Annotated in this window: 18 protein-coding genes; 16 read left to right on the top strand and 2 right to left on the bottom strand. The window is 36.3% G+C overall.

The window, feature by feature from the left end; translation table 11 throughout:
* The first annotated feature begins 14 nt into the window (after positions 1-14).
* Together ACFX4H_RS10420 and ACFX4H_RS10415 are read left to right on the top strand one after the other, a co-directional pair.
* The gene (locus ACFX4H_RS10420) at positions 15-914 is read left to right on the top strand and encodes a carbon-nitrogen hydrolase (RefSeq protein ID WP_377435120.1); all 900 of its coding nucleotides are present in this window, start codon (positions 15-17) and stop codon (positions 912-914) included.
* A gap of 914 nt (positions 915-1,828) precedes the next feature.
* On the top strand, positions 1,829-3,187 hold the full coding sequence (locus ACFX4H_RS10415; protein WP_328138416.1) for a glycosyltransferase family 2 protein: 1,359 nt from the start codon (positions 1,829-1,831) through the stop codon (positions 3,185-3,187).
* 333 nt (positions 3,188-3,520) lie between these two features.
* Here the strand turns inward: ACFX4H_RS10415 and ACFX4H_RS10410 are convergent, their stop codons facing one another.
* Positions 3,521-4,744 carry a chromate transporter gene (locus ACFX4H_RS10410; RefSeq protein ID WP_245405505.1) on the bottom strand — a complete coding sequence of 408 codons (1,224 nt, stop codon included), beginning with the start codon at positions 4,742-4,744 and terminating at the stop codon, positions 3,521-3,523.
* 591 nt (positions 4,745-5,335) lie between these two features.
* Here ACFX4H_RS10410 and ACFX4H_RS10405 point away from each other — a divergent pair.
* The 14 genes from ACFX4H_RS10405 (at position 5,336) to ACFX4H_RS10340 (ending at position 23,647) form a co-directional block, all read left to right on the top strand.
* On the top strand, positions 5,336-5,476 hold the full coding sequence (locus ACFX4H_RS10405; protein WP_153246179.1) for a hypothetical protein: 141 nt from the start codon (positions 5,336-5,338) through the stop codon (positions 5,474-5,476).
* Between the two features lie 1,068 nt (positions 5,477-6,544).
* Entirely contained in the window at positions 6,545-7,849 is a 1,305-nt protein-coding gene (locus ACFX4H_RS10400) for an MFS transporter (protein WP_034314979.1), read from the top strand.
* Between the two features lie 292 nt (positions 7,850-8,141).
* Positions 8,142-9,059, top strand: coding sequence for a class II fructose-bisphosphate aldolase (locus ACFX4H_RS10395; protein ID WP_063591938.1), 918 nt, complete (start codon positions 8,142-8,144; stop codon positions 9,057-9,059).
* A 148-nt stretch (positions 9,060-9,207) separates the two neighbouring features.
* Positions 9,208-9,723, top strand: a complete 516-nt coding sequence (tpx, locus tag ACFX4H_RS10390) for a thiol peroxidase (protein ID WP_377435119.1) — start codon at positions 9,208-9,210, stop codon at positions 9,721-9,723.
* A 573-nt stretch (positions 9,724-10,296) separates the two neighbouring features.
* Complete coding sequence (locus tag ACFX4H_RS10385) at positions 10,297-10,962, top strand: GntR family transcriptional regulator (RefSeq protein ID WP_237752162.1); 666 nt, start codon at positions 10,297-10,299, stop codon at positions 10,960-10,962.
* A 345-nt stretch (positions 10,963-11,307) separates the two neighbouring features.
* Positions 11,308-12,705: an NCS1 family transporter gene (locus ACFX4H_RS10380; protein ID WP_249596949.1), complete on the top strand. Its 1,398-nt coding sequence runs from the start codon at positions 11,308-11,310 to the stop codon at positions 12,703-12,705.
* Positions 12,706-12,837: 132 nt separating this feature from the next.
* On the top strand, positions 12,838-14,220 hold the full coding sequence (gene allB, locus ACFX4H_RS10375; RefSeq protein ID WP_034314966.1) for an allantoinase AllB: 1,383 nt from the start codon (positions 12,838-12,840) through the stop codon (positions 14,218-14,220).
* Between the two features lie 167 nt (positions 14,221-14,387).
* Complete coding sequence (locus tag ACFX4H_RS10370) at positions 14,388-15,143, top strand: IclR family transcriptional regulator (protein ID WP_034314964.1); 756 nt, start codon at positions 14,388-14,390, stop codon at positions 15,141-15,143.
* Positions 15,144-16,091: 948 nt separating this feature from the next.
* Complete coding sequence (locus ACFX4H_RS10365; RefSeq protein ID WP_034314956.1) at positions 16,092-16,916, top strand: transketolase; 825 nt, start codon at positions 16,092-16,094, stop codon at positions 16,914-16,916.
* Position 16,917: 1 nt separating this feature from the next.
* Positions 16,918-17,865 carry a transketolase family protein gene (locus ACFX4H_RS10360; protein WP_283867223.1) on the top strand — a complete coding sequence of 316 codons (948 nt, stop codon included), beginning with the start codon at positions 16,918-16,920 and terminating at the stop codon, positions 17,863-17,865.
* Positions 17,866-17,898: 33 nt separating this feature from the next.
* Entirely contained in the window at positions 17,899-19,353 is a 1,455-nt protein-coding gene (locus ACFX4H_RS10355; RefSeq protein WP_377435118.1) for a four-carbon acid sugar kinase family protein, read from the top strand.
* Positions 19,354-21,111: a thiamine pyrophosphate-binding protein gene (locus ACFX4H_RS10350; protein WP_377435116.1), complete on the top strand. Its 1,758-nt coding sequence runs from the start codon at positions 19,354-19,356 to the stop codon at positions 21,109-21,111.
* 143 nt (positions 21,112-21,254) lie between these two features.
* On the top strand, positions 21,255-22,193 hold the full coding sequence (locus ACFX4H_RS10345; RefSeq protein WP_057275700.1) for a sugar phosphate isomerase/epimerase family protein: 939 nt from the start codon (positions 21,255-21,257) through the stop codon (positions 22,191-22,193).
* Between the two features lie 203 nt (positions 22,194-22,396).
* Positions 22,397-23,647, top strand: a complete 1,251-nt coding sequence (locus tag ACFX4H_RS10340) for an allantoate amidohydrolase (RefSeq protein ID WP_241636889.1) — start codon at positions 22,397-22,399, stop codon at positions 23,645-23,647.
* 317 nt (positions 23,648-23,964) lie between these two features.
* On the opposite strand, the gene ACFX4H_RS10335 is transcribed toward ACFX4H_RS10340, so the two are convergent.
* On the bottom strand, positions 23,965-25,617 hold the full coding sequence (locus tag ACFX4H_RS10335; protein WP_063577191.1) for a PucR family transcriptional regulator: 1,653 nt from the start codon (positions 25,615-25,617) through the stop codon (positions 23,965-23,967).
* Positions 25,618-26,247: the final 630 nt, after the last annotated feature.

Below are 26,247 nucleotides of genomic sequence, written 5' to 3'. Positions count from 1 at the left end.
TAGGTAGTGAGAAAATGTCAAAAGTGAAAGTTGGGCTTATTCAAATTCATTGCGGGGAATTCATTGCGGAAAATATTCAAAAAACGATAGGGAAAATAAAAGAAACAGTAAATAAAGGCGCACAAATCGTTTGCTTGCAGGAATTATTTTCTTCGCAATATTTTCCGCAAACGGTTAGTGTGAAAAATTATGATTTAGCAGAAGATGTAGATAGCGGTACATTGGCCGCAATGGGTGAATTGGCTAAGGAATTGGCCATTGTCTTGATTGTCCCTTTTTACGAAAGAGCAGGTGCTGGTATTTATTTTAATAGTGCAGCTGTATTTGATGCTGATGGGGAATGTTTAGGGAGTACAAGAAAAAGTCATATTCCGGATGGTCCCCAGTATCATGAAAAATATTATTTCGTTCCAGGCAATACTGGATATCCTGTCTATGAAACGGCTTATGGAAAAATAGGAGTCGGGATTTGCTGGGATGAGTGGTATCCAGAAGTTGCCCGAATTTTGAGCTTACAGGGTGCAGAAATATTATTCTATCCTTCTGCTATTGGTTCAGAGCCAGATCATCCCGAGATATCAACAAGATCATCCTGGGAAAAGGCAATTTCCGCTCATGGCATTTCTAATGGTGTATTCGTTGCTGCGACAAATCGAGTGGGCCAGGAAAAGGACATGAATTTTTACGGCGGTTCATTCATTAGCGATACATTCGGGAATATTTTAGCTTCACTTGATGAGGAAGAAGGAATTATTGTCCAAGAAATTGATTTAAAAGAAATAGAAGAGACTAGAAAAATTCTGCAATTCTTTAGAGACCGTCGTGTCGATACATACGGCCCTATATTGCAAAAAGAAATTCTCCCGACCCCATCCCCTTCAAAAAAGGGAACAAACAAAGCGCTGTTTAGTTAATCAGTAAAAATAATGCATGTGTTTTCTCTTGGGAGGTCCGTACCCATTAAGCTAATTCTGTTTTTTAAAAGTAGGGCTTGCTGTCTTATTTTACGCTTACCACATCGTAATTAAGGCTGTGCAATCCTTCTTCTCAAAATTTGGTATACTTCGCCTGAAATTTAAACGAACGATTGTTGGTGGACACGTTGTTTATGTTCAGGCGAATACATTAGTAAAAAAATAACCGTTTCTGCTAACTTTGCAATCTAATGTTTACTTTATAAAGGTAATTTTAAGAGCATGAATAAGGGACATTGGAAGTGGGGAAGCTTGCCGATATCGTTGTCCTCGACCGTGATCCTATTGGGGTTCCGCTTGAGGAGATACCTGAAACGAAAGTGAAATGACCATCATGGACGGTAAAATCATTCTCACTGCTCCTGAATAACACAAATCTGCTTAAATGCGTAATAAATTATACAATGGAGGTATAATAGGGTTCAGTCGATTATAGCAAAATATATATAAAAGAAATAGCAGGTGGGACTACCTGTCATTTCTTTTTTGCTACTGATAGCTATGCCTTAAAAGGTATAGCGTTTTTGTTAATACAAGCAGTTTTATCAAAGTTTAAAATAAACAGGTTTATAAGTATAAAAACAAAGAAAAAATTCTGAGGAAATAAAAATTTTAGGTGGAGTTATTAGTTAGGTGTACTTTTTTTATATTTTAAGATAATTCCCGAACAGGGATTTTTTTATAGGAGTACCGCTAAAAGGTCTCTTAGTATCAAAAAAGAATCCATTACGTGTTTTTAGATTTCCCTGAAATACGTTTTTCTTATTTACCCTCAAAAAAGCAAGATTCCTCTTGAATTATATTGAGAGAAAGCAATATTATTTTGCTATTCTTTTTTAAGGAGGATTGTTTTATTGGGTATTTTTATCGTATTTTTGTTCTGTTTATCTATTGTTTTTTCTTTACTTCATTTGTTCCATTGTTTACCTTGGTTTCGTGAACAAAACGAAGGGATAAAACAAAATCTTGAAAAGGAAAAAGGAATTAGTATTCTAGTCCCTTGTTACAATGAACAGGGAATTATAGAAACCTCCATTAAGAGTATGAAATCATTATCTTATTCACAGTTTGAGGTCATTTATATCAATGACGGTTCAAATGATAAGACTATGAATCTCTTTCATAAATTTCTAAAGTTAAAACCATGTTCAAAATCTGCACTTAGAAAGCTTTCCCATATGAAAGTAGAAAATTTTTATCAATCCAAACTTTATCCTAATATCTACGTTATAGATAAAAAGAATGGGGGAAAAGCTGATTCCTTAAATGCAGGTATTGAATATTCTAGCCAAAGTTTGATTGTAACATTAGATGCTGACACCATATTGACAGAACAGGCCTTATCAATTGTTAACAGCACATTTGAGGATAAGGATGTAGTTGCTGCAGGTGGTATGGTGCACGTTTTGCAAACAAAAACATCTAATCCTTTGAGAGACTTGTCTTTACTTCATACAAATATGCTAGTTCGTGTCCAAATGTTGGATTTCCTAAAAGCATTCTATATTACTAAAGTATCTCTTGCACGCTTTCGTGCATTAGCTATCATATCCGGAGCATTTGGTATTTTTACAAAACAAGCTCTTGTTGATGTAGGAGGATATCGTACAACAATAGGAGAAGATATTGATATAACACTGCGCATTCATAGGTACATATCGGGACAGAAAAAAAAGAAGATTGTTTTTGTACCGGAAGCTGTTTGTTATACAGAATTACCTGAGAACTGGAAGGATTTTATCAAGCAACGCATACGATGGCAAAAAGCATTTATTGATTGTTTTATCCATTTTAGATTCTTTTTTTGGAAAACGTTTTTAACTAAGCCGGTTTCCTTTTTCTACATAGCAGAATCTTTTCTAGTAGGGACCATCGGTACTTATGTTACGACAGGTATTTTTGTGATAAATAGTACCTTAAACCCTCCTACTTTCTCTCCTTATTATATATTTACCTATTTGTCTTACATTTTTTTATTTAGTTTAACGTATGACTTGGTGGCAATTGGTATGGGTAAGCATTACGGGTTTACGTTTCAGAAGAAGGATAGATATCGATTATTTATTACAATTATTTTTGATATATTTGTCTATCGATTTGTAACTTTGTATATTGTTATGTATGGGAGCATTGCTTATTTCTTTAACAAAGACTGGAATAAAGTTGCTCGAACAGGAAGAAATTATCAAACTGATTCGAAATCTGCAGCATAGTTTGAAATCTCGCCTGATGTTCTGTTTCAACATACTGCTTTTTTAAAATGTCAAATTAGGCATCTAAATGCCAATTATTGCGTTTATAGAAAGATTAATTTAGCAAAATTCTCGAAGACCGCCCTTTAAAGGGGGCGGTTATTTTGTTCAGCTGTAGCTTTAAATGCAGATTGTAGCTTTCATTGTCGCAGCTTTTTCTAATGCAACTAATGGGGATTTTATTTCAATAATAGGGTTGTACTAGGGGAGCCTTGGAACTAACGGTGCAGGTTAGTTCCATAGGAAATATAGAATGAACAAGGTGAAAAGGTGAAACGATAAATGAATATAGATTCATATTAACGTCATAAGTGAGCCTCCAGTAGCACCGATTATCACTATAAACCAAGCAGGCAATTTCCAGTACACAAGCATACTAAATAAGATGGCAGCAAAAGCAAAGTCTATAGGAGCTGAGATGGAGCTGGTCCAAATGGGATTATAAAAAGCCGCAATCAAGATGCCTACAACTGCTGCATTTACTCCCATTAATGCCCCTTTTACTTTAGGATTACGGCGTAATGTGTCCCAAAATGGCAATGTCCCTAAAATAAGAAGAAATGCAGGTAAGAAAATAGCAATTGTTGCTAATAAGCCACCTTGCCATCCATTTATCACGGCACCTATGTACGCTGCAAACGTAAATAATGGTCCCGGTACAGCTTGTGTTGCACCATATCCAGCAAGAAATGCCTCTTTGTCTAGCCATCCAGTAGGGACAAATTCACGTTCAAGCAATGGCAAGACTACATGTCCACCACCAAACACTAAAGAACCAGACCGATAAAAGCCATCAAACAGAGCAATCCAATTTGATGAAGTAACCTCTCGTAAAATTGGAAGTAGAAACAGTAATCCGAAAAATAAAACTAAACTAACAAAACCGACACCACGCGAAATCGGAAAATGAACGTTAGATTCATAACTTTCGTCGTGTCGTTTATAAATAAGAAAACCAATAAATGCGGCCAGTATTATAATACCAACTTGCACATAGGCAGTCTGCCAAATCAAGGTCCCAACCAAGGCTATTAATGCAATTGTCTTTCTCTTTATATCTGGAGTTAAATTTTTTGACATCCCCAAAATGGCGTGTGCAACTACTGCTACAGCTACTATTTTTAATCCGTGGATCCAGCCTGCATTTGAAACTTCCATTCCTTTGAAAAATGATGCTAATATTACTAACGCTATCACCGAAGGCAGTGTAAAACCAAGGAAAGCTAAAATTCCACCGAAGAAACCTCCCCGCATAACTCCGACTCCAATTCCAACCTGACTGCTAGCTGGACCAGGCAAGAATTGACACAAAGCAACTAAATCAGCATAGCTTTTTTCATCCATCCATTTTCGTCGTTTAACATACTCATCATGAAAGTAACCTAAATGTGCTATTGGCCCACCAAATGATGTTAAACCAAGCCTTGTAGAAACTAATAGTATTTCAATCAGTGACTTTAAACTTCTGTTTGTTTTGTTTTGATCCACTAAAGTATTCCTCCTATTATTTAAGTTCATAAGCTTTCTTTCCGGCTTCCATAAATATTTCCTTTTTCAGTGGTCGAATAAATAATTTTCTTATTTTCCCATCGACGTTTCGTTCCTCATTTATTAAAAGTCCATCAGGTTCCATTGTGTATAAAGTACCTGAATTGACGGTTTATCCATGTCATTTCAGTTCTTAGAACATCCAAAGACCAAAATCGATTATCTATAATGAAGTATACTATTTATAAATATTTAGTTTCTAATTCCAACAATTAATTTACACACACTTAATATTTGCTCAACCTAACATTATTTATCAAAAAATGGAAACATTTATCGACCTTAATGTTTAGGTAAATCCATAATGAAGTTCATTACCGGAAGCTGATCAGCAGCTTCTTTTCTTTTGGAGAAAAAAAGCAGTATTTAAAAAGATGAGGTATTTAACACTTAGCGTACTACTTTTTTTAAGTGAGACGGTTAGCTAAGATCAATATGGGAAATACTAAGAGAATGAAATTCTTACCGAATTTTCAGAAAAATACATTGACGGGAAATTAAGGTTGTTATATATTATTAATAAGTTAAATTTATTGTTATATAACAGAAGGAGGAATCTAGATGATGAACATTTATGATAAAGCTTATGAAAGTTATTTAAAGATTTGTGAAAGGTATGAAATCGAGTCGATAAACATTGACCATTTCATCAAAAATTTAACTAAAGATCAGTTGGATGAATACAGTAAATTAGCCGTTTAAACGAAAGGAAGTGATTGCAAAGATGGACCTCCCGGTTGATGTAGATGTAGAAGCCAGTTAGAAACCCCACCAGTTGCTATGGGAACAGGTGGGGTTTTGTCATATGTTTTAAGATCTTATTTTTAATAGGATAACTCGGCATGTTACACAGATGTTGTTGGCAATTTATACTCACGATGGCCCTCTTTATTTGTTGTTGAGCACTTTAATGGCTCGCCCGATGACAAAGGTAACTATCAATATGTTCATCGTATTCATGGTCATGTTTGCGAAAGAACCTTCTATTGTTCGAGGACGTGTATAGGGTAAAGCCGGTATGATTAATAGGTAGCTTGCAATTGCTGGTGTTTTATTAGTTCATCTGATCTTATAAAAATCAAAGCAATAAAATATCAATTACTATTACATTACTAGTAAAAGAGAAAGGCTGTGTCATAAACTTTAGGGGGGGAAGGATGTAAAATTCAGAATTTTCTTGAAAGTGATTCATGCACATGTTAGAATTCATTTCAGATAGGAATATTATAAATAAGATGATTTTGATTTCTCGTTGAAACTAGGTTTCTTAATAAGCAACGAAAACCGATAATGAAGGGACTAAAGAATCTATCTAGGAAATAAAGTCTATGGCGACGCCTTCTTGCCTAGTACCTTAAAACAAAAAATCAGTACAATGATTGTTATACAGTTCGACATAACTAATCATTCTTTTTATACAAAATTTTTTGGTTATAGAAAGGAACAGTGTTGCTTATTAGGAAACTAGAAGTGTTGATTAAACATCTTCAGTTTTAATATTCTTCAAATCTATTTATAAGGGGGGAGAAAGATGATTTGAAGTGCTTCATTGGACAGGAAATAATAGGTAATAAAATTAGTTTACAGCACCGATAAAAGTTATGGCGATGTATGTTAATGATTTATTTTGTGGAATGGAAGAAATGTAAGCGCTTGTATAAAGGTTATCAGTTGGTAATGTACCGTGTTTTTACTGTAACACCGTAACTAGTTTAGAAAAGGCACAACTTTACATGATGGAAATGAAATCATTCAGGAGGTTTTTGTTTAATGAACAAACAACTGCAGCTGAAAAAGAAATCTAAATGGAAAGTTCGTTATACTGTCTTATTCGTATTATGGTTATGTTGGCTGTTTTCTTTTCTGGACCGAATGGTAATCACTATTGCATTGCCATATATTGGTGAAGATCTTAATCTTACGGCAACAGCTCAAGGGTTACTGTTAAGTATTTTCTTTGCGGGGTATGCACTGTTCCAAATTCCGGGCGGGATGTTATCAGATAAATTTGGCTTTCGTCGTGTGATGAGCATTGCGATTGTTTGGTGGTCAATTTTCACATCATTGACTGGTTTTATTTTTTCTTATCCACTTATGTTACTTATTCGATTCGTTTTCGGTTTAGGTGAGGCATGTTTACCAGGTGCTGCTTATAAAGGAATAGCTAATTACTTTCCCAGTAAACAACGAGGAACAGCTACTGGAATTCAGTCAACAGTTAATACTTTAGGACCGGCTATTGCTGCTATTGCTGCTGCAGCAATTATTGGGGCATTTGGATGGCGTACCGTTTTTATCGTAATGGGTATTCCGGGCATTATACTCGGTCTGTATATCTGGTTTAAATTCAAAGATAATCCGAAAGATCATCCTAAAATGACGAAAGAAGAGCTTGCAGAATTAGAGGAAGACATTGAGAATGAAAAATCGAATGAAGAAAAAAACTCAGGAGTTTCCTTTAAGGAACTATTTAAAAAACCGATTTTATGGCAAATGGCGTTCATTTGGTTCTTCTTTGATATTACTTTCTGGGGCTTCACTTCTTGGCTTCCATCTTATCTGATAAATGTTAGAGGGCTTTCTTTAATGGATACTGGCATTTTCAGTGCCTTACCGTATTTAGTAGGTACAGTCTCCATTATTCTTGGTGGGTACTTGTCAGATAAAGTAAAAGGAAAGAGGAAATGGGTGTTTATCCCTAATGCTGTAATTAGTGGGCTGGCATTATTATTAATGCTTCAATCTACTTCCACTGCAGTGGTCATTACGTATCAATGTGTTGCTGCATTCTTCATGTTCTTAGCTCAAGGAGCATTCTGGGGACTGGTTGTTGACACGCTTCCTGCGAAAATAATGGCTGCAGGTTCATCTACTGTTAACTGTTTCGGATCAATTGCAGGATTTATCTCCCCGTTATTAATGGGTTATATGATTGAAAGCAGCGGTGGTTCGTACAATTCAACTTTCATATTAATGATTGCAGCCATCATTGTAGCAGCAATTATTGCCCTTACGATTGGCAATAATACCGAAAAAGAAAATTCATTAAAGTCAGAAACAATAGTGGAAGCCTAATTTGAATTTTCAATTTAGTAAGTAAATGAATTCATTTATCTTTGTTAAATGTTTTTTTACGTGGTAATAGCATTATATTTAGAATACCCTTGTTGAAAAGAGGCTGTCAGATGCCGAATCCTGTACATTGAAATACAGACGCTTTTTTTCAGATAGTGGGTAAGAAAGAGGGGGAAATGTTGGCTTTCAGAAAAGTATTTAAAATTAAAAGGGAACACTGTTGCTTATTAGGTAACATAAAGGGCGCGAATGAACGAAATAAGTTAAATCATCTTTAAGGGAGTTTGAATGAATGAAAGTAAATTTAAAACCAAACAATGTTAGTTCATTAACAAAGGTACTTGCAGTAGCTACGCAAAATCAATTTGCTGTCGGTTCGTTTACTCCTAGAGCTACAAAGATGGTAGCTCCTATACTTAGAGCTGCCCAAGAAAAGAAATCTGCGGTTATTGTTCAAACTTCTGAGAGGGAGCAGGAACGATATGGAATTAATTTAGCGGAATTTAGCCGAGAGTTTTATCGTGTGATCCAAGAGGAGAATATTACGATCCCTGCTGTGTTACATTTAGACCATACGAAGGATTTCAATGTAATTGCAGAAGCCATCGAAGTTGGTTTTACATCCGTTATGATTGATGCATCAGAGCAACCATTCAATAAAAATATTGAGATAACAAAAAAGGTTGTTGAGTATGCACATTCAAAAGGCGTAACTGTAGAAGCTGAATTAGGCAAGATAGGGACAACCGACTTTATTGAAACCGACGTTGATGAAGAACTATTTACAGAGCCTGAAGAAGCAAAACAGTTTGTTGAAGAGACCTGTATTGATGCATTAGCGATTTCTGTCGGAACTTCACATGGGGTTTATCTCGTTAAAGATCCAAAAATTGATATTGATCGTTTAATGGAAATTCGTGCATTAACATCTGTACCTTTAGTGTTACATGGCGGTTCAGGCACTCCTTCAGAGATGATAAAGAATGCAATTCAAATTCCTAATGGTGGAATCAGTAAAGTGAATATTGCAACAGATTTAGAACATATGATGATAAAAACCCTTAATCGAGAAATTCATGTTACAGAAAAAGAGTGGTCGGAACTACCGACTGAAACATTGACTTTAGTCCAAAACGCAGTTCAGAACGTAGTAAAAGAAAAAATTGAAAACTTTTTAATAAGTAGTGATAGTGCTTCTTACTATGTTTAAGGAGTAATATGATACGAACCTTTGAACAGTACCCCATATTTTTAGACACATGGATAAACCCTTTAACCACATAATTTATGGCTATACTGCTTATCGTTGAAGATAACTTTTTTAGAAGAATTGCTAAGGTAATAGGAGGAAAAATAATATGTCTATAGAAAGATCAAGTATAGTAACATTTGCTGGCAATCCAGTTACGCTGATTGGGAGTGAAATTCGCGTTGGGGATAAAGCGCCAAATTTTGAAGTGTTAGCAAACGATCTATCAAAAGTTACACTTGAAGATTCAAAAGGGAAAGTCCGCCTTATCTCATGTGTTCCCTCTCTTGATACAGGAGTATGCGACGCACAAACGCGGCAATTTAACCAATCAGTAAGCAATCTAGGAAATGATGTAGAAGTGTTAACAATTAGTGTAGATCTTCCATTTGCACAAAAAAGATGGTGTGGAGCAGCAGGAATAGAACAAGCCCAAACCCTTTCAGATCATTTTAAGATGTCATTTGGAACAGCTTATGGCACATATATAAAGGAACATCGTTTAGAATGCCGTGCAGTATTCGTTGTAGATGAAAATGATATCGTACAGTATGTTGAATACGTTCCGGAAATTACGGAACATCCGAACTATGAAGCAGCTATAAAAGCAATTAAATCATTATAAAAGTTAAAAAGTGATTTAAGTAAGCAATATACCATGTTTAAAGATCCTAAGAAGTAAAATGTTACTGCATTAAAATCTTTTTTTCTCAGTAGATAGGCTGCCTTTCAAAAGGTCAGCCTCTTCTCCTATATGGTTATTAATAATGGGGTGGTAAGGTGCAAAAGTTGTTATTATCTTAAAGGAATAGGCTTAAGTTAAAAAATTGCATCCTGCTAGAATAGTATTTATTTTATGTTAATAAGGAGATGGCAATATTCTGAATTTTGCATTTTTTTGTTGAAAAATTAAATTAGTGGTGATAGTATAAAAAATGCGAAATATAGAATAAAATGTTATATTTTACTCACTTATTGAAACAATGTTGCTTATTGAGGGACAGGGAGGGCGGCTAGATCTTTTGAGATTTGGCAATGTTCTTTGAAAACAGACAGATTGAAGCATTTTAAACAACTTAATTTAAATGATCAGGTTTATAAAATTTAGTACAATCATTCAGTTTAAATTTTTTTACCCAGTATTGTATACAATACTGCATTCAATTTTGAATTCTTCATTGAGGGGAGGTATAAAGTGTTGAATAGTTTAGAAATAGATATCTATAAAAAAATCAAGCAAGCTATTATCCAGCAAAAGCTTCGGCCAAATATGCAACTCATAGAAAAGGATCTTGCTGAATCGTTTGGCGTAAGCCGTACCCCTGTTCGAAATGTTCTGCGCAGATTGGAATATGAAAAATTAGTGAAAATTAAAGAGCATAAAGGTACCTTTGTCTCCTGTTCAACAATTGAAGAAGCAAAAGAAGTATTTGAAATGAGGAGAATCTTAGAAGGGGAAGCAGTGCGAAGAGCATGCAGACTCCATAATGAGGAACAATTAAAAGAACTAGAGACTCTGGTAGAAGAAGAACGACATATTTATGGTAGTCTGGATTTTTATGAATCTTTAAAAGTCTCTGGGGATTTTCATTTGAAAATAGCTGAAATCGCAGGGAATTCGTATTTTTATCAATATCTGGAAGACTTGATTTCCCTAACTTATGTGATTATAGCAATCTATGGAAGAGGTAAAATGGAAACATGTGGTTCTCACGATCATTTGCAAATTTTTAATGCCATTAAGCAAAGGGACGGTGATCTTGCAGAACGCTTATCTCTCATTCATCTTAGTGAAATTGAGTCGAATCTGCATTTTAATGAGGAATTACAGATTTCTTCTTCCTTGTCAGATATATTTCTTTAAATGTAATTTGATATACAATTATTGAAAGCGCTTACCATTAGGGTTTTTAAGGAGGTGATACAGTCCTTCGAAAGCATTTTCAAATTTAAAGTGTTGTCATGTGGTTTTTTTTGCAATTTCAATGAAACGCTGTTGCTTAATGCGCGACGAGACATCGGGTGATCGATGGTAAATAGTACTTTTAACAAAACAAATTCGCATTTTAATTCCTGTGAATGATGAACGGAAAAGACCACTTAGAAGGTAGTTTGTAACATATCATAGCCTTGGCAAACATCTAAGACCTAACTTGTTAACCAATGCATTAAAATGCGGCAAACAATAAAAAAAGGGGTTGGATGTATCATGTCTACAAATTTAGAAAGTTACGTTCCACAAGAAACGCAGATCCAACATGATACGGGTGTGGATGAATCACTTAATCCGAAAACCGAGGAAGGTAGGACGGTAAGTCCGGTAGACTATATTTTCATGTGGGTTGGTGACGGTGTTAATCTAGGTAATATGACGCTTGGAGCCAGTATGATTGTAGCGGGAATCGCTACGTTAAACATCTTTCAGACATTTGCCGCAGCTATCATGGCAATTGGTATCATTTCAACTGTTTTTGCTTTAAATGATAGGCTCGGATACAGAACGGGTATCCCATATGTTGTACAGCTTAGAATGTCCTTTGGCCTGAAAGGTTCCGTAATATCATCACTGATGCGTGGTATTCCCGCCATCGTTTGGTACGGTTTTCAAAGTTGGATTGGCGGTACTGCCTTAAATGAAATTGCGAAGATTATGACGGGCGGCGCCTTTGATAATGTTGCCATTTGCTTTATCGTGCTGCAGTTGGTGCAAATTGGGCTTTCGCTGTATGGATTCCATGCCATTAAATGGGTGGAAACGCTTGCGTCCATTGTTATTGTACTTGCGCTTCTCTATGTATTTGGCGTTCTACTAACCTCCTATAGCGATGTTATTGCAGAAAAGTGGGTTCATGCAGAAGGATCATGGGGCTTACCTTTCTTTGCATTGATCATGATGTTTATGGGGAATTATGCGGCTATCTTTTTAAGTGCAGCGGACTATTCAAGAGAGCTAAAAACCGGTATTAGCGACAAAAAACGCGGGTTTTTGTACTTTCTTCCTATTTTAACAGCGTACGGCTTGACACTTACAATCGGTGGAATGCTTGCTTCCGCAACCGGCATCAACAATCCTGTGAAAGCATTTGCGGTCGTGGTGGATAACTCGTATATTACCCTTTTTGTATCCGCATTTATTGTTTTGGGTGCGGTGGCAGTAAACATGGTTGCCAATATCATTCCGCCAACCTATGTTATTACATTGCTTACAAAAATGAAATATAAACCTGCAGTTACCATAACCGGACTGCTTGCATTTTGTTCATTCCCTTGGGTTCTTGTGCAGGATTCTTCGGCAAAGGGGCTTGGAATCTTCATTCTTATATATTCCGCATTTTTAGGACCGATTGTTTCTATATTATTAGTCGAATATTATATATTAAGAAAGCAAAAGGTGAATGTTGCAGATTTGTATAAGGAAAACGGTCCATTTGCCGGGTATAATCCAGCAGCGGTGCTTGCATTGCTAATCGGCGCAGGTGCAGCCTGTTTGAAAGTGGAGCTGGCATGGATTATCGGCGTTGTTGTGGGAGGCAGTGCATATTTGCTTTTGATGAAATTTGCATTTAAAGATTCAAAATTCAAAAAGGGTACTATTTTTGAAAAGTAAACCTGTATTTCTATGTTTCCGGGGGTTATTCTCTCTGTCTATTTATAATGGATCGATGCAATCTGAGGATGAAATAAACAAGGCAATTGAACAATGTCAATATACTGAAAATTGCAAAAAGGGGTTGGGAGAATGAAGTTTGATTTAGTTATAAAGAACGGAAATGTAGTAATTGAAAATACAGTGGAACAACTAGATATCGGTATACTTCACGGTAAGATTGCAGAAATTTCAAAAGAAATAACCGGAGAATCTGCTGAAATCATAGATGCTGCTCATCAATATGTCATGCCTGGGATGATAGATGCCCATGTCCATATTTGCGAGCCAGGCAGAACGGAGTGGGAAGGGTTTGTAACAGGAACTCAAGCACTGGCTGCAGGAGGAACAACATCATTTGTAGATATGCCATTAAACGCTTTGCCGGCAACGACTACAAAGAGTTCACTGCATTTAAAATTAAGATCTGCTGAAAATAAGGCGTATGTTGATTATGCTTTGTATGGTGGATTAGTTCCTGATAATCTCCAAGATTTAGAGGACCTTTCTAACGAAGGCGTTGTGGCTTTCAAATGTTTTATGGCAACATGTGGCAGTGAGGAAATTGGAGATTTTAAAAATGTTGATGATTTTACTTTATATCAAGGAATGAAAAAACTATCGGAATTGGGGCATATTTTATCTATACATGCTGAGAATGCAGAGCTTACTGATAAACTGGCAATTGAAAAGAAAAAACAAGGGAAAACAACAGCAAGAGATTATGTAGAGTCCCGCCCCATTTTTACTGAGGTTGATGCTGTAAAACGTGCTTTGTTATTGGGGAAAGAGACTGGATGCAAATTGCATTTTGTTCATATTAGCAGTGAAGAGGCTGTTGAAGAAATTCTTAAAGCACGTAAACTAGGCCAAGAGGTTACGATAGAATCGTGTCCTCACTATTTCACGTTGGATATGGAAACCTTTGAAAGGATAGGACCTGTTGCGAAATGCGCCCCGCCGCTTCGTACTAAAGCAGAACAAGATAAATTATGGGAAGCTCTTAAGGAAGGGAAAATTGATATCCTGACCTCAGACCATTCCCCATGTCCTCCAGAAATGAAGCAGAGCAACACCAATAATATGTTTGATGTGTGGGGAGGGATTAGTGGCTGCCAAAATAATGTTGATTTAATGTTTGACGAGGCTGTTAAGAAACGTGGGGTTTCTGTAAGTGATTTTTCAAAGATGATTGCGACTAAACCTGCAGAAATATTTAACTTAAGAAATAAAGGAAGCATTAAAGTTTCCTATGACGCTGATATCATTCTTCTTGATCCAAATAAATCATACACCATTCAGCCAGAAGATTTGTATTACCGTCACCAACAAAGCCCTTATGTTGGAAGAAAGATTAACTGTCGAGTGACGAAAACGTTTGTAAGAGGACAACTAGTATTTGATTTTGAGAAAGGGATTGTAAGTCATCCAATTGGGAAGTTCATTTCGGCAAAAAATAGTTTCGTACAAGCATAAAGTTATGTAAAGAAGGTTGACCCAAAAGGGCACTTTAGTTGCCCTTAATGGCGTCATACCTTCTTTTTTGGTTTATTTTTTGACTGGTATTATGTCTGGGTATTGCTCTTGTGGTAAGATAAAGAAACAGGATCAGTAATATAGGATTTAATCGGAGGTTAATATAAATGGTTAAGTCAGTAGATAGGGCATTAACAATTATTTCATTAGTGAGCAAGCGTAAAGAAGGTATTGGGGTTACTGAGCTGGCCTCCAACCTAGATTTAAATAAAAGCTCTATATTCAGACTATTAAGTACTCTTGTAGATCATGGATTCATCGAACAAAATCCTGAAACTAAAAAATATAGATTAGGCTATAAATATTTAGAATTAAGTTCGATGCTGCTTGAATCTATTGACTTGAGAACTCAAGCTAAACCATTTCTGGAAGAGTTAGAATCACATATTAATGAAGTGATCCACTTGACCGTATATGATCAAGGAGAGGTAGTCTATATTGAAAAACTTGAGGGAAGTGAAACCCTTAGAACACATTCACAAGTAGGGAGACGTGCCCCAATGCATTGTACGGCAGTTGGGAAGGTAATCTTGGCCCATCTGCCATTAAATGAGATCGTAGATATAATTGACAAGCATGGTTTACCAAAACATACTGAACAAACGATTACCGATAAAGAATCCTTTTTTAAAGAATTGGGGAAAATAAGGAACGAAGGTATTGGTAGGGAAATTGAAGAAAATGAACAAGGAATCACCTGTATTGCAGCGCCAATTTTTGATAATCGTAAGAAAATTACAGCTGCTGTTAGTATATCAGGACCAAGCATCCGAATGACTGAAGAAAGATTAACTGAAATTAAACCAATTATAATGGATATTGGTAAAAAGATTTCCAAGAGGCTTGGTTACACAGATAATTAAATAATGTGAAAAAGAATTGGTATAATGCCAATTCTTTTTTTGTGAACAAAAGGGGTTCGGGATTTTTTCCTTCCTTATCAAATTTATCAGGTGGAAAAGGCTTCTTTCCATGGTTTGTCCAATCCTTGATTTAATTCATTTGAAGGCATCCTACCTCTTAATACAAACCTTTCACCAAGTCATAAATGAAAGTGAAATCAATGGCAGCCTCCATTTTACGACTAATGGTTCGGTGGCACCAGTTGATCTAAATAATCATTTCAAGTTGATCTCGCTGAATAGAATCATGTTTGGAAAGCATCCTCATCACCTCAAGTATTAATACTTCTATTTTAAAACAAATATGACTCTAGGCAAAAGTGTTCTATCTAAAAGGTAAGACAAAGTTGATTGGAGCGGGTGTACGAGACTCCTGCGGGAAAAGCGCGTCTAGGGGAGACCCCGCAGGCGAAAGCCGAGGGCCGACCGCCCGCGGAAAGCGAGCCTTACGTTCCAATAAACGTCAAATTGTACAAGCCAAAAAAATAGACAAACTCAATTTTCATCGAGTTTGTCTACAGTCTGAAAGAATTGGTTTAAGACCAATTCTTTTTTTTTAGACAAAAGGGGTTCTGGAACGGAGGGTGCGATACTTCTGCTGGAAAAGCGAGTGCCCGGAGAGGATAACGTTCAAATTGTCTACAGTCTGAAAGAATGTATAAGACCAATTCTTTTTTTGTGGAAATTTATTGAATCAAGTTTATCCTTGAATAGGAACTTTGGTGTTTTGTCCTACGAAAATTTTTATAAAAAATTTAATGGTAAAATACTTGAAATATTCAAAAAACGGTGATAATATCAAAATAAGAAACAAGGTTAGTTAATAAGCAACAAATTACTTATTTTTATTTTTTTAATCATTTAATGAAACGACGTTGCTTATTGTGCGACTATAAGGAGGAGTAAATAGTGGATTTTTCAAAAGAGAAAGGCGAATTTTATAATAATCTAACGAAAACGATTCGCCGGCACATAGTCAAAATGACGAACCATGCTGGAAGTGGTCATCCTGGTGGTTCTTTATCGGCAACTGAATTAATGTCCGTCCTATTTTTTGAACACATGAATGTTGATCCTGACAACCCAGATTGGCAAGACCGAGATTGTTTCTTCTTATCTAAGGGGCATTGTACACCTGTATTTTATTCAGTATTAGCTGAAAAAGGTTTCTTCCCGGTTGAAGAATTAATGACATTCAGGGATGTTGACGGTAGGTTACATGGACATCCATGTGGAGAGCATATTCCAGGTGTAGACATATCTTCAGGATCACTTGGTCAAGGATTATCGGTAGCTAATGGTGTTGGATTAATTGCAAAACTGGATGGCAGCAATAGAAGATCATATTGCATGATAGGTGATGGAGAATTACAAGAAGGTCAAGTTTGGGAAGCGGCAATGACAACTGCACATTACAATCTTGATAACGTTTGTGCGATTATCGACTGGAACAAAATTCAACTTGATGATTTTGTTGAAAATGTAAAAGGTGTAAAAAATCTTGGTGATAAATTTAGAGCTTTCGGTTGGCACGTTGTTGAAATTGATGGTCATGATATTCATGCAGTTAATGAAGCGTATAAAGAAGCTAAACGTACTAAAGGCAGACCTACTGCAATTCTAGCTCATACGGTTAAAGGCAAGGGAGTTTCATTTATGGAAGATACCCATGATTGGCATGGAATGGCTCCGAATGATGAGCAATTAGAAATCGCTTTAAAGGAGTTGGCTTAAGATGGCAAATCAAGAAGCACCACGTAAAGGTTTTGCTGATGCACTAATTAGACTTGGAGAAAAACATGACAATTTAGTGGTACTTGACGCGGACTGCGCAAAATCGAATATGACAAATCTATATAAAAATAGATTTCCAGAACGCTTTTTCAACATCGGTATTTCTGAATGTGATTTAGTAGGTACCGCAGCCGGTATGGCAGTGGCGGGTAAAGTGCCATTTGCCAATGCTTATGCAAACTTCCTTACTGGGCGCGCATTTGATCAAATGAGAATTTCAGTATGTTATTCAAATAACAATGTGAAAATTGTCGGTCATAACGCTGGTACATCAGCTGCACAAGAAGGTGCAACACATTTACCGCTTGAAGATATTTCTTTAATGCGCTCACTTCCACGTATGACGGTAATTGTTCCAGCTGATGCGGTTGAAATGGAAAAAGCAGTAGAAGCTGCTTATTACCATGAAGGACCAATTTACCTCCGTGTTGGCAAATTGCCAGTACCGATCGTTACCAAAAAAGAAGAACCATTCAAAATAGGTAAAGCAATTAAATACCGTGAAGGATCTGATATTACAATCATCAGTACTGGGATAATGCTTGATGAATCACTAAAAGCAGTAGGTGAATTGGAAAAGCAAGGTGTAAGCGCCGAACTTTTACACATCCATACAATTAAACCTATTGATAAAGAAGCCATTATTGCATCTGCTGCGAAAACAAAACATGTCATCACAGTTGAAGAGCATTCAATTATAGGTGGATTAGGTAGTGCTGTTGCTGAAGTATTATCGGAAAACCAACCAGCTAAATTAAGAAGAATCGGTACAAATGATCGTTTTGGGGTTTCTGGAAAAATGGATGAATTACTTGATTTATTTGAATTAAGAGCACACCGTATTATTTCTACTGCAAATGAATTATTAGGGCATAGAGTAACTAGCTAATCACATTTTTAGATAATGAAAGGGGGAGGGTTTTTGTCGAACGCAACCCAATATCTAAGTTTAAAGGATACTTTAGACCTCTTCTCTAAATCGGATGACAGCCTTCGTGCTGAAATCAAAGCTCATTTAAATCAAACAAAACATAAGTTTATCGTTTTAGATGATGATCCAACCGGTGTCCAAACGGTACATGATATTTTTGTCATCACGGACTGGGGAAAAGACTGGATTAAAAAAGGATTATCTGATGAGAGAAGTGTACTTTATATTTTAACAAACACAAGAAGTCATAATGCAGAAAAGACGGAAAACATCAATAGGGAGATTGTCCAAAACATTGTTGACGTTACTAAGGAAATGGGAATCAATTATTCAATTATCAGTAGAAGTGACTCAACATTAAGAGGGCATTATCCACTTGAAATTAATGTGCTCCAAGATGAATTATTAAAAACTGCTGATGTACAAATTTCAGGTCATTTAATCATTCCGGCTTTTTTTGAAGCACATCGTTACACCATAGATAATATTCATTATTTAGGTGTGGACGGCCAGCTTGTCCCAGTAAATGAATCAGAATTTGCGAATGATTCCGTATTCGGTTTCAAAACCGCTAATTTGCCAAAATGGATTGAAGAAAAGACAAATGGAAGCGTAGCTTCAGAGTCAGCATTGATCATTTCACTGGAAGATATTCATGATGGCGGCATTGATAGAGTTTATGAGATTTTACTATCTGCTAACAATAATGCTCCTATTATAGTAAATGCTAAATCTTATTATGATTTGGACATCGTATCATTAGCTGTCCTTAAAGCAATTGATTCTGGCAAGCAATTCTTGTTTAGAACTGCAGCATCTATTGTAAAATCGATTGCGGGAATTCAGGATCGTCCATATTTATCAGCTAATGAGATTGTTTCAAATGATGAAAGCCAAAACAATGGTGGCTTTATTATAGTAGGTTCTCACACGAATAAAACTACGGAACAAATTAAGGAACTAATGAGTAAATATCCGATTGAACAAATCGAAATGAGTGTTGTGAAAGTTCTAAATGAAGAAACAAGAATTGAAGAGCTAACACGAGTATGTCAATTAGTAGATCAAAATATTTCTTCTAATCGCGATACGCTTGTATATACGAGTAGAGATTTAATTAGTGCGAAAGATAAGGAAGAAAACTTAAAGATTAGTCAAACTGTTTCAAGTTCTTTAGTTAAAGTTATTCGCTCACTAAAAGTAAAGCCGAAATTCATCATTGCAAAAGGTGGTATAACTTCGAGTGATGTGGCAACTGACGGCTTAGATATTAAATATGCAAAAATTTTAGGGCAAGCGATCGCCGGTGTTCCAGTATGGTTAACCGGAAGTGAAGCTAAGTTCAAAGATACACCTTATATCGTATTTCCGGGCAATGTTGGGGATAAAGATTCAATTGCTCAAATCTTTGAAAATATAAAAAAGGATCAAAAGGGAGAGATATAAATGGCTAAACAAAAAATGACAGCTGCTGAGTTAATTGCCTTGTATTTAGAAAAAAGAGGGGTGAAACATGTTTATGGTGTACCGGGAGCTGCGATTTTACCATTCTATGATGCAGTAAAAGAATTAACTAAAATTGAATCATATATTGTTCGTCACGAACAAACGGGTGCTTTCATGGCTGATGGTTATTCAAGAGCAACTGGTGAAGTAGGCGTATGTGCTGCCACATCAGGTCCTGGCGGAACTAACTTCTTAACTGGCCTTTACGGTGCATGGATGGATTCCATTCCAATGATAGCCATTACCGGTCAACAAAAAAATAGTTTAATTGGAACCATGCAATTCCAAGAAGCGCCTATCGTTGAAATGGCAAAGCCTGTAACGAAAGCTGCATACCGCTTAACTGACGGTTCGAAAGCTGCTGAATTTATCCATGAAGCATGGGTAACAGCTACTACTGGCAGAAAAGGTCCAGTTCTTCTTGATTTACCAGTTGATCAACAAAAAGTTGAAATAGAAGTCGACTTAGATGTGCTTATCGGTTCTACTCCAGTCGATAACTTACCACAAGCTTCTGACGCTGATATAGAGAAAACATTGGAATTATTAAAAGATGCTAAAAGACCGGTCTTACTGTCTGGTGGAGGGGTCAACATTGCAAACGCTACCATTGAATTGAAAGCGTTAGCTGAAGAACTGCAAATCCCTGTAGTAACTTCTGGCATGGGGATGGATACTTTCCCTAACGATCACCCTTTATTCGCTGGACGTATGGGAACGATGCTTGATACTCCATTCGGTAACAAAACAATTGTTGAAGCTGACTTAGTAATCAACCTTGCCGGACGTTTCGCTGATCGTTCAACTGGTAATGTTTCTGTATTCACACAAAACGGTAAGAAAATTATTCACGTTAATCTTGATAATAAGGAAATTGGTAAAGTAGTACCAACGATTTTAGGTATCGTTACTGATGTTAAAACATTCATGGTTAAACTTGCAGAAGCCCATAAAGCACTTGGTGCTCAAGTAGCTGCAACTGCCGAAGTAGGTACTAGGGTTAACTTAACTGAAGAGCGTAAGAAATGGGCACGAAAAACGGATTACACAACACTTCCAATCAGACAAGAACGTGCATTGCGAGAACTTCGTGAATTCTTAGATCGCGATGCCTTCGTATCACATGACTGCGGTATCAGCCAAATCTGGTCTTCTCAATTATTTGAAACGTATGTACCAAGAACCTACTTATTAACTGGTGGTGCGGGGACAATGGGTTGGGGCCTTGGTGCAGCAATGGCAGCGAAACTTGCATTTCCTGAAAGACAAAGTGTAAACATCCTTGGTGATGGAAGCTTGGGGATGTCATTACAAGATATTGCTACAGCTGCAAAGCATGATATTCCGGTCATTATTTTCTGTATGAATAACTCATTAATGGGATTAATTCGTCAACAACAAAACTGGTTCTATAATGGACGTCAAATTTCTACGGACTTAATTTACAAAAATGAATTATGTGATAATGAAGAGCGCGGAATCGACTTTGTTAAAACGGCTGAAGGTATGGGTGTTCGTGGTGAGCTTGTTACACATTATGATGATATCAAACCAGCTCTGCAACGTGCAGTTGACTCAGGTAAACCATATTTAATCGAAGTTATAGTTGATCCAGATCCTAAGAACGCATGCGAATTCTCTAATAACGGTGCACTTAACGGCTTCAAATACTCAGAAAAAATTGATTATTCTAAATAATCATCACTCTTGATGGAAGTGTTTTTTGAAGCAATGGGATATAACCTATTGCTTCAAAAAACATATTAGTAATGAAAAGCAGTCTTGACTGTACTTAAATAATGAGTTCATTAAAGGAGGGAAGCCGAAAAATCGGCGAAACAATGTCAGCAAATCTTCATAATTCTATGAAAGTCGGAATTGTTCACTTCATGGCTTATCCGGAAACGATGGGTGGAGATGGCCCAGCTGTTGAAACAATTAAGAAAATTGTACAAGATGATTTTTTCTCTGGAATTGAAATTACATCTATTAACAATCCTGAAGAACGTAAAGAGGCTGCTCAAATTTTACAATCCGGTGGAATGAATGTAGGATTTGGTGCACAACCGATTCTATTAAGAAACAAAGGAAACCTTAATTCTTTTGATGAAGCTGAGCGTAGAAGGGCTATCGATTTAGTAAAAGGCGGAATTGACCAGGCTTACGAAGTAAATGCTGCTAAACTTGGTTTCTTAAGTGGGGCTAAACCAGATACTCAACAAGATGTTGCCTTACAATTACTAACGAATTCTATCAAAGAATTATGCGATTATGCAAAATCTAAAGGTGATTTAGTACTCTCACTTGAAACATTTGATGATGAGACTGATAAGAAATGTTTAATCGGTTCGAATAAACTTGCTGTTGAAGTTGCAAAAGAAGTTCGTAAAGTAGATCCCACTTTCGGTTTAATGCTTGATTTAAGTCATTTACCAATGCAGCGTGAAACGTCTCATGATGCATTAACGTTAGCTCGTGATTATATTAACCATGCCCATATCGGAAATTGCTATATTAAAGATACTTCTGATCCTGCTTACGGCGATCAGCATCCGCGTTTCGGATATCCAGGAAGTGAAGTTGATGTTCCTGAATTAGCGGAGTATTTACGATCTCTATTAGAAATTGGTTACATCGGTGAAGGTATAAAGAATATAGTCGCTTTTGAAGTAAAACCTGTCGGTACAGAATCATCTGATATTGTAATTGCACAGTCAAAACGTACTCTCGTTGATGCATGGTCATTATTACATTCAAAAAAAGGGCGTTTAGTTAGTTAACCTATATATATGTACGATATGTATTAAACGGTGACAAGTGCTTTTGCTTGTCACCGTTTAATCTAACTTTTAATTAGCTTATCATGCAGAATTCCTATTGAGCAAAGACTAAATAAAGTGTTAATATGACTTTGCATATTAAGTAACTGGATTTAAATAACAAAAATTTTACTTAGAGATTAAATTGGCAGGGAAGTGATCGATTGGTTAAACTTCAGAAGGATGTTGATGCTATAAGAATCAACACTAGAACCGAAGAACTTGCTGCTTGTTCATCCACAACTGTTGGTGTCACTAGACTACCTTTCACAGTGGAAAGTTTAAAAGCAGAAAGTCTAGTTGAAGAGTGGATGAAAGCAGCTGGGATGACGGTAAGAAAAGATGCTCTTAATAATATAATCGGACGTTATGAAGGGAAAGATCCCACAGCTCCAGTTTTAATGATTGGTTCACATTTAGATAGCGTGATTGAAGCAGGTAAATATGATGGGATTCTAGGAGTTATAACTGGAATAGAAGTTGTTCAAACTCTTAAGGATAATGGCATTATATTATACAATCCAATCGAAGTGGTAGGTTTTTGTGATGAGGAAGGAGTAAGGTTTCACTCAACTTTCCTTGGTAGTAAAGCGATTGCAGGAACTTTTACTGCTGAAGATTTAGAAAGAGCAGATGAGCAAGGAATAACAATTGCTGAAGCGTTAAAAGGAATTGGTATTGCTGACCCATATGCTTATAAAGACGCTAGTCGTACTCCAGAAGAACTTCTCGCTTATTTGGAACTTCATATCGAACAGGGGCCTGTGCTTGAGAAGGAGAATGAACCTGTCGGCATAGTTCGTGGGATTGCTGGTGCTACAAGATTTTATTTTGAAATTATCGGGAAACCTGGACATGCAGGGACAGTTCCTGTTGCCCTTAGACAAGATGCGCTTTTAGGAGCTAGTGATCTCATTTCCTACATTGAGAACATCGCTATCCAAAATGAACCATTAGTGGCGACCATTGGAAAACTTACTGTAAGTCCGGGTGCTAGTAATGTAATACCTGGCCTTGTAACAGGAACGCTGGATATCCGTGATTTAAATGTGGATCGTAAGAAAAAAGCCATTGATGCCATATTAACTGAAGGTGAAAGAGTAGCAAAAGCTAGAGGACTCCAAATTCATTTTGAACAGGTCATGGAAGCTGATCCTGTATACTGTGATGAACAATTGATTAAAGTAATCGAGGAGACCATTAGCGAATTGGATGGCAGTCCTATCAGTCTTGTAAGCGGTGCTGGTCACGATGCAATGGCTATGGCGGATGTAACGAATGTTGCAATGATTTTCGTTCGTTGTAAAGATGGTCTCAGTCATCACCCAGATGAATTCGTGACTGTAGAAGATATGGGTGCAGGAGCTAGAGTCCTTTACTCTACAGTGATTAAGATAGCCACAAAACAATATTGAGGAACTTATAAGTTTTAGCTATCAACTAAAAGAGAACTTACAAAAAAACTCGTGATCCGACTGTATCGGAACACGAGTTTTTTCAAAATGAATACATTTCAATTATAGGACAAAGATCCTTCATTCGATGAAACAGTCATGCGTATCGACAATGATCCAATGTAATTTAAAAAAGCCACTGAAATTCCTGGATTCCTCCATAATCCAAGACACTTCCAGAAAATAAAGTCGAGATTTACTCTTTATATTGATCTCTGTCTGCGTGGAGCAGTTTACCTTCAGTCAATATCTGCTTTAGTAGTGATTACAATAACTTATTAATCACTATTACCCCTGAAAATTGAACTCATGAGTAAAGCTATACGTAAATGAAGTGAGTTTTTTGCATCATGAACGGAATAATTCAACATGTCCTCACATTTGGCAATTCGGTATTTAACGGTATTACGGTGAACAAACAGTTTCCTGGATGTAATAGCAAGTTCACAATTATTATCCAAATATACCAATAAGGTATTAACTAAGTCTTTTTCATCTTTATTTTTCGGGTAGGATAAAGAACGTAAAGTATTTTCATAAAATTTTTTTAAATCTTTTTCGGGAATTAACCGAATCAGTTCGATTAATTGCTTGGTCTCGTAAAAGTTGATAAATTTATTTTGAAACAGTTCAGCCCCATTTGTCCATGCCTCCACTGCCTCTTCGTATGTAAGGTGGATATAGGTAAGGTCATTAGAAAAGTTACCAACTCCAAACGACAACGAAATTTTTAGATTTGAATAAGCCTCATTCTGGAACTCCTTCAGCCGTTCTTCTATTATGCTTTTAATCGAATCATTAATATTCAGAGGAGCTTGCATCAAAATAACAAAATATCCATCTTTCATAAAAACGATGTTGTTAGTATCTATTTTTAAAAATGATTTATGTAAAAATTTATATAAATAGTCGTATAATCTATTCATTATGTCTGCACTTTTTTGTAAAGCGTTTTGTTTATCATCATCAATCTTACATACAATGCATACATATTTCATATTGTCGATTAAGCCATGCTGTTTTCCCCTATGAATAATTTCTTGTTTGTTAGAAATCTTTCCATCAACAAGGGAAGCAAAAAAGTTATTTTCTAACAAACGACTGTTTTCTCTAATAGCCTCGTTTTTAAGCAGCGTGAATGAAATGACTGTTGATGCTTGTTCTATAGCTAATTGTGAAGATGGATATGAAAGCTTCTCAGGGTGAAGAATTAATAGAAAATAGGGATAGGGACGCATTGTTTTCACCCGAAACATTTTTATAGAAATGTCCGTATTTTGGATGTCGATAGTAAGCTGGTTTTTCTCTAGGTATGTTTCTATATCACGTTTAATTTGTTCTTGAACATTTTTCATAACGATTTTCATATTTCCTGTACGAAAGTGATGAGAAAAGGATGTCACATCACCAATAGGATCAAGTAGGAGAACAGGACATTTTAATAGGGAGCCAAGATTTTCAATTAAAGAATTCAGACTGTAGCCTTTTATCATCATATTGGTAAATTCCTTGTGAATATGCATCGCATAGAATAACTCTTCAATTTGGTTATCCCATATAAAGCTTAATAATTGATGAGCAACCGCACCTAATGTTAATGTCTCTGGAATTTGAATAATTGGAAATTCTAATGAATCGGCCAATTCGATTACATCCTGCGGGATCTCATCAATGAATCTTTTAAGTTTAATGGCAATCCCTGCACATGGAAGTTCATTAATTTGGGAAATGAGATTGCATAATGCATGGGGGTCGTTTTTAAAAGCGTATCCTGTTGTCAATAATAGGGAGTTCTTAGCTAAAAAATTGATGGCATCTGGTGTTTCTGAAATCTCAATTGATTCTACTTTCCTTTTAAGTCCGGCATGTCCAGCGATAATTTTGGCTTCTTGAAACACATCAACGATAAATAAATCTTCTACCTTTTTCATCATACACCTTCTAATTCTACATTTTGTCAGTTTTTATTACTAGAAAGGGAAGCAAACGAACCTTGTTAAATTTGGACAAAAATTTAAATGGAAATTGTTTACATCGCATAATGATTTTATGAATGAATCGGCTTATAATCAATTGTATAGAGGATTGAAGGTTAATGAAACTGTTTTCAAGATTTTTTTTTACATTCCATAAATCCCAAGTTCTTATTATATTTAGAAACTATATTTATATTTTGAAGCGTATACAATCCGCCAGTTCTCTATCATTTTTCTCAGGTACGATGCTCGCATTCGTTCATCTATATTGTTTTTGTTTAAGGCTGTTTTCGCATACTTTGTTGCTATTTACGAAGTAGTGCAGTGTGGTTGATTGCCCCTCCAGGTGCTCGCTTTCCGCGGGGCGGGCGGTGAGCCTCCTCGGCGTAAACGCCTGTGGGGTCTCACCTGTCCCGCTGCTCCCGCAGGAGTCTTGCACTTCCGCTCCAATCAACCTAAAATAGTTTCGTTTTAAAAACAACAATCTTTAAGAAAAGAGCCTTGTTTAAAAAGCGCAACAGGAACGAGAGGATGTGGTTAAAGGGGCTTAATTGATGGAAACGTGAAATAGTCAGGAAAAGAGTC

The organism is Peribacillus sp. YIM B13477 (assembly GCF_042787955.1).
Taxonomy (GTDB): Bacteria; Bacillota; Bacilli; order Bacillales; family DSM-1321; genus Peribacillus; species Peribacillus frigoritolerans.
Note: the sequence above shows the minus strand (reverse complement) of the source record. Positions and strands in the feature narration are given on the sequence as shown.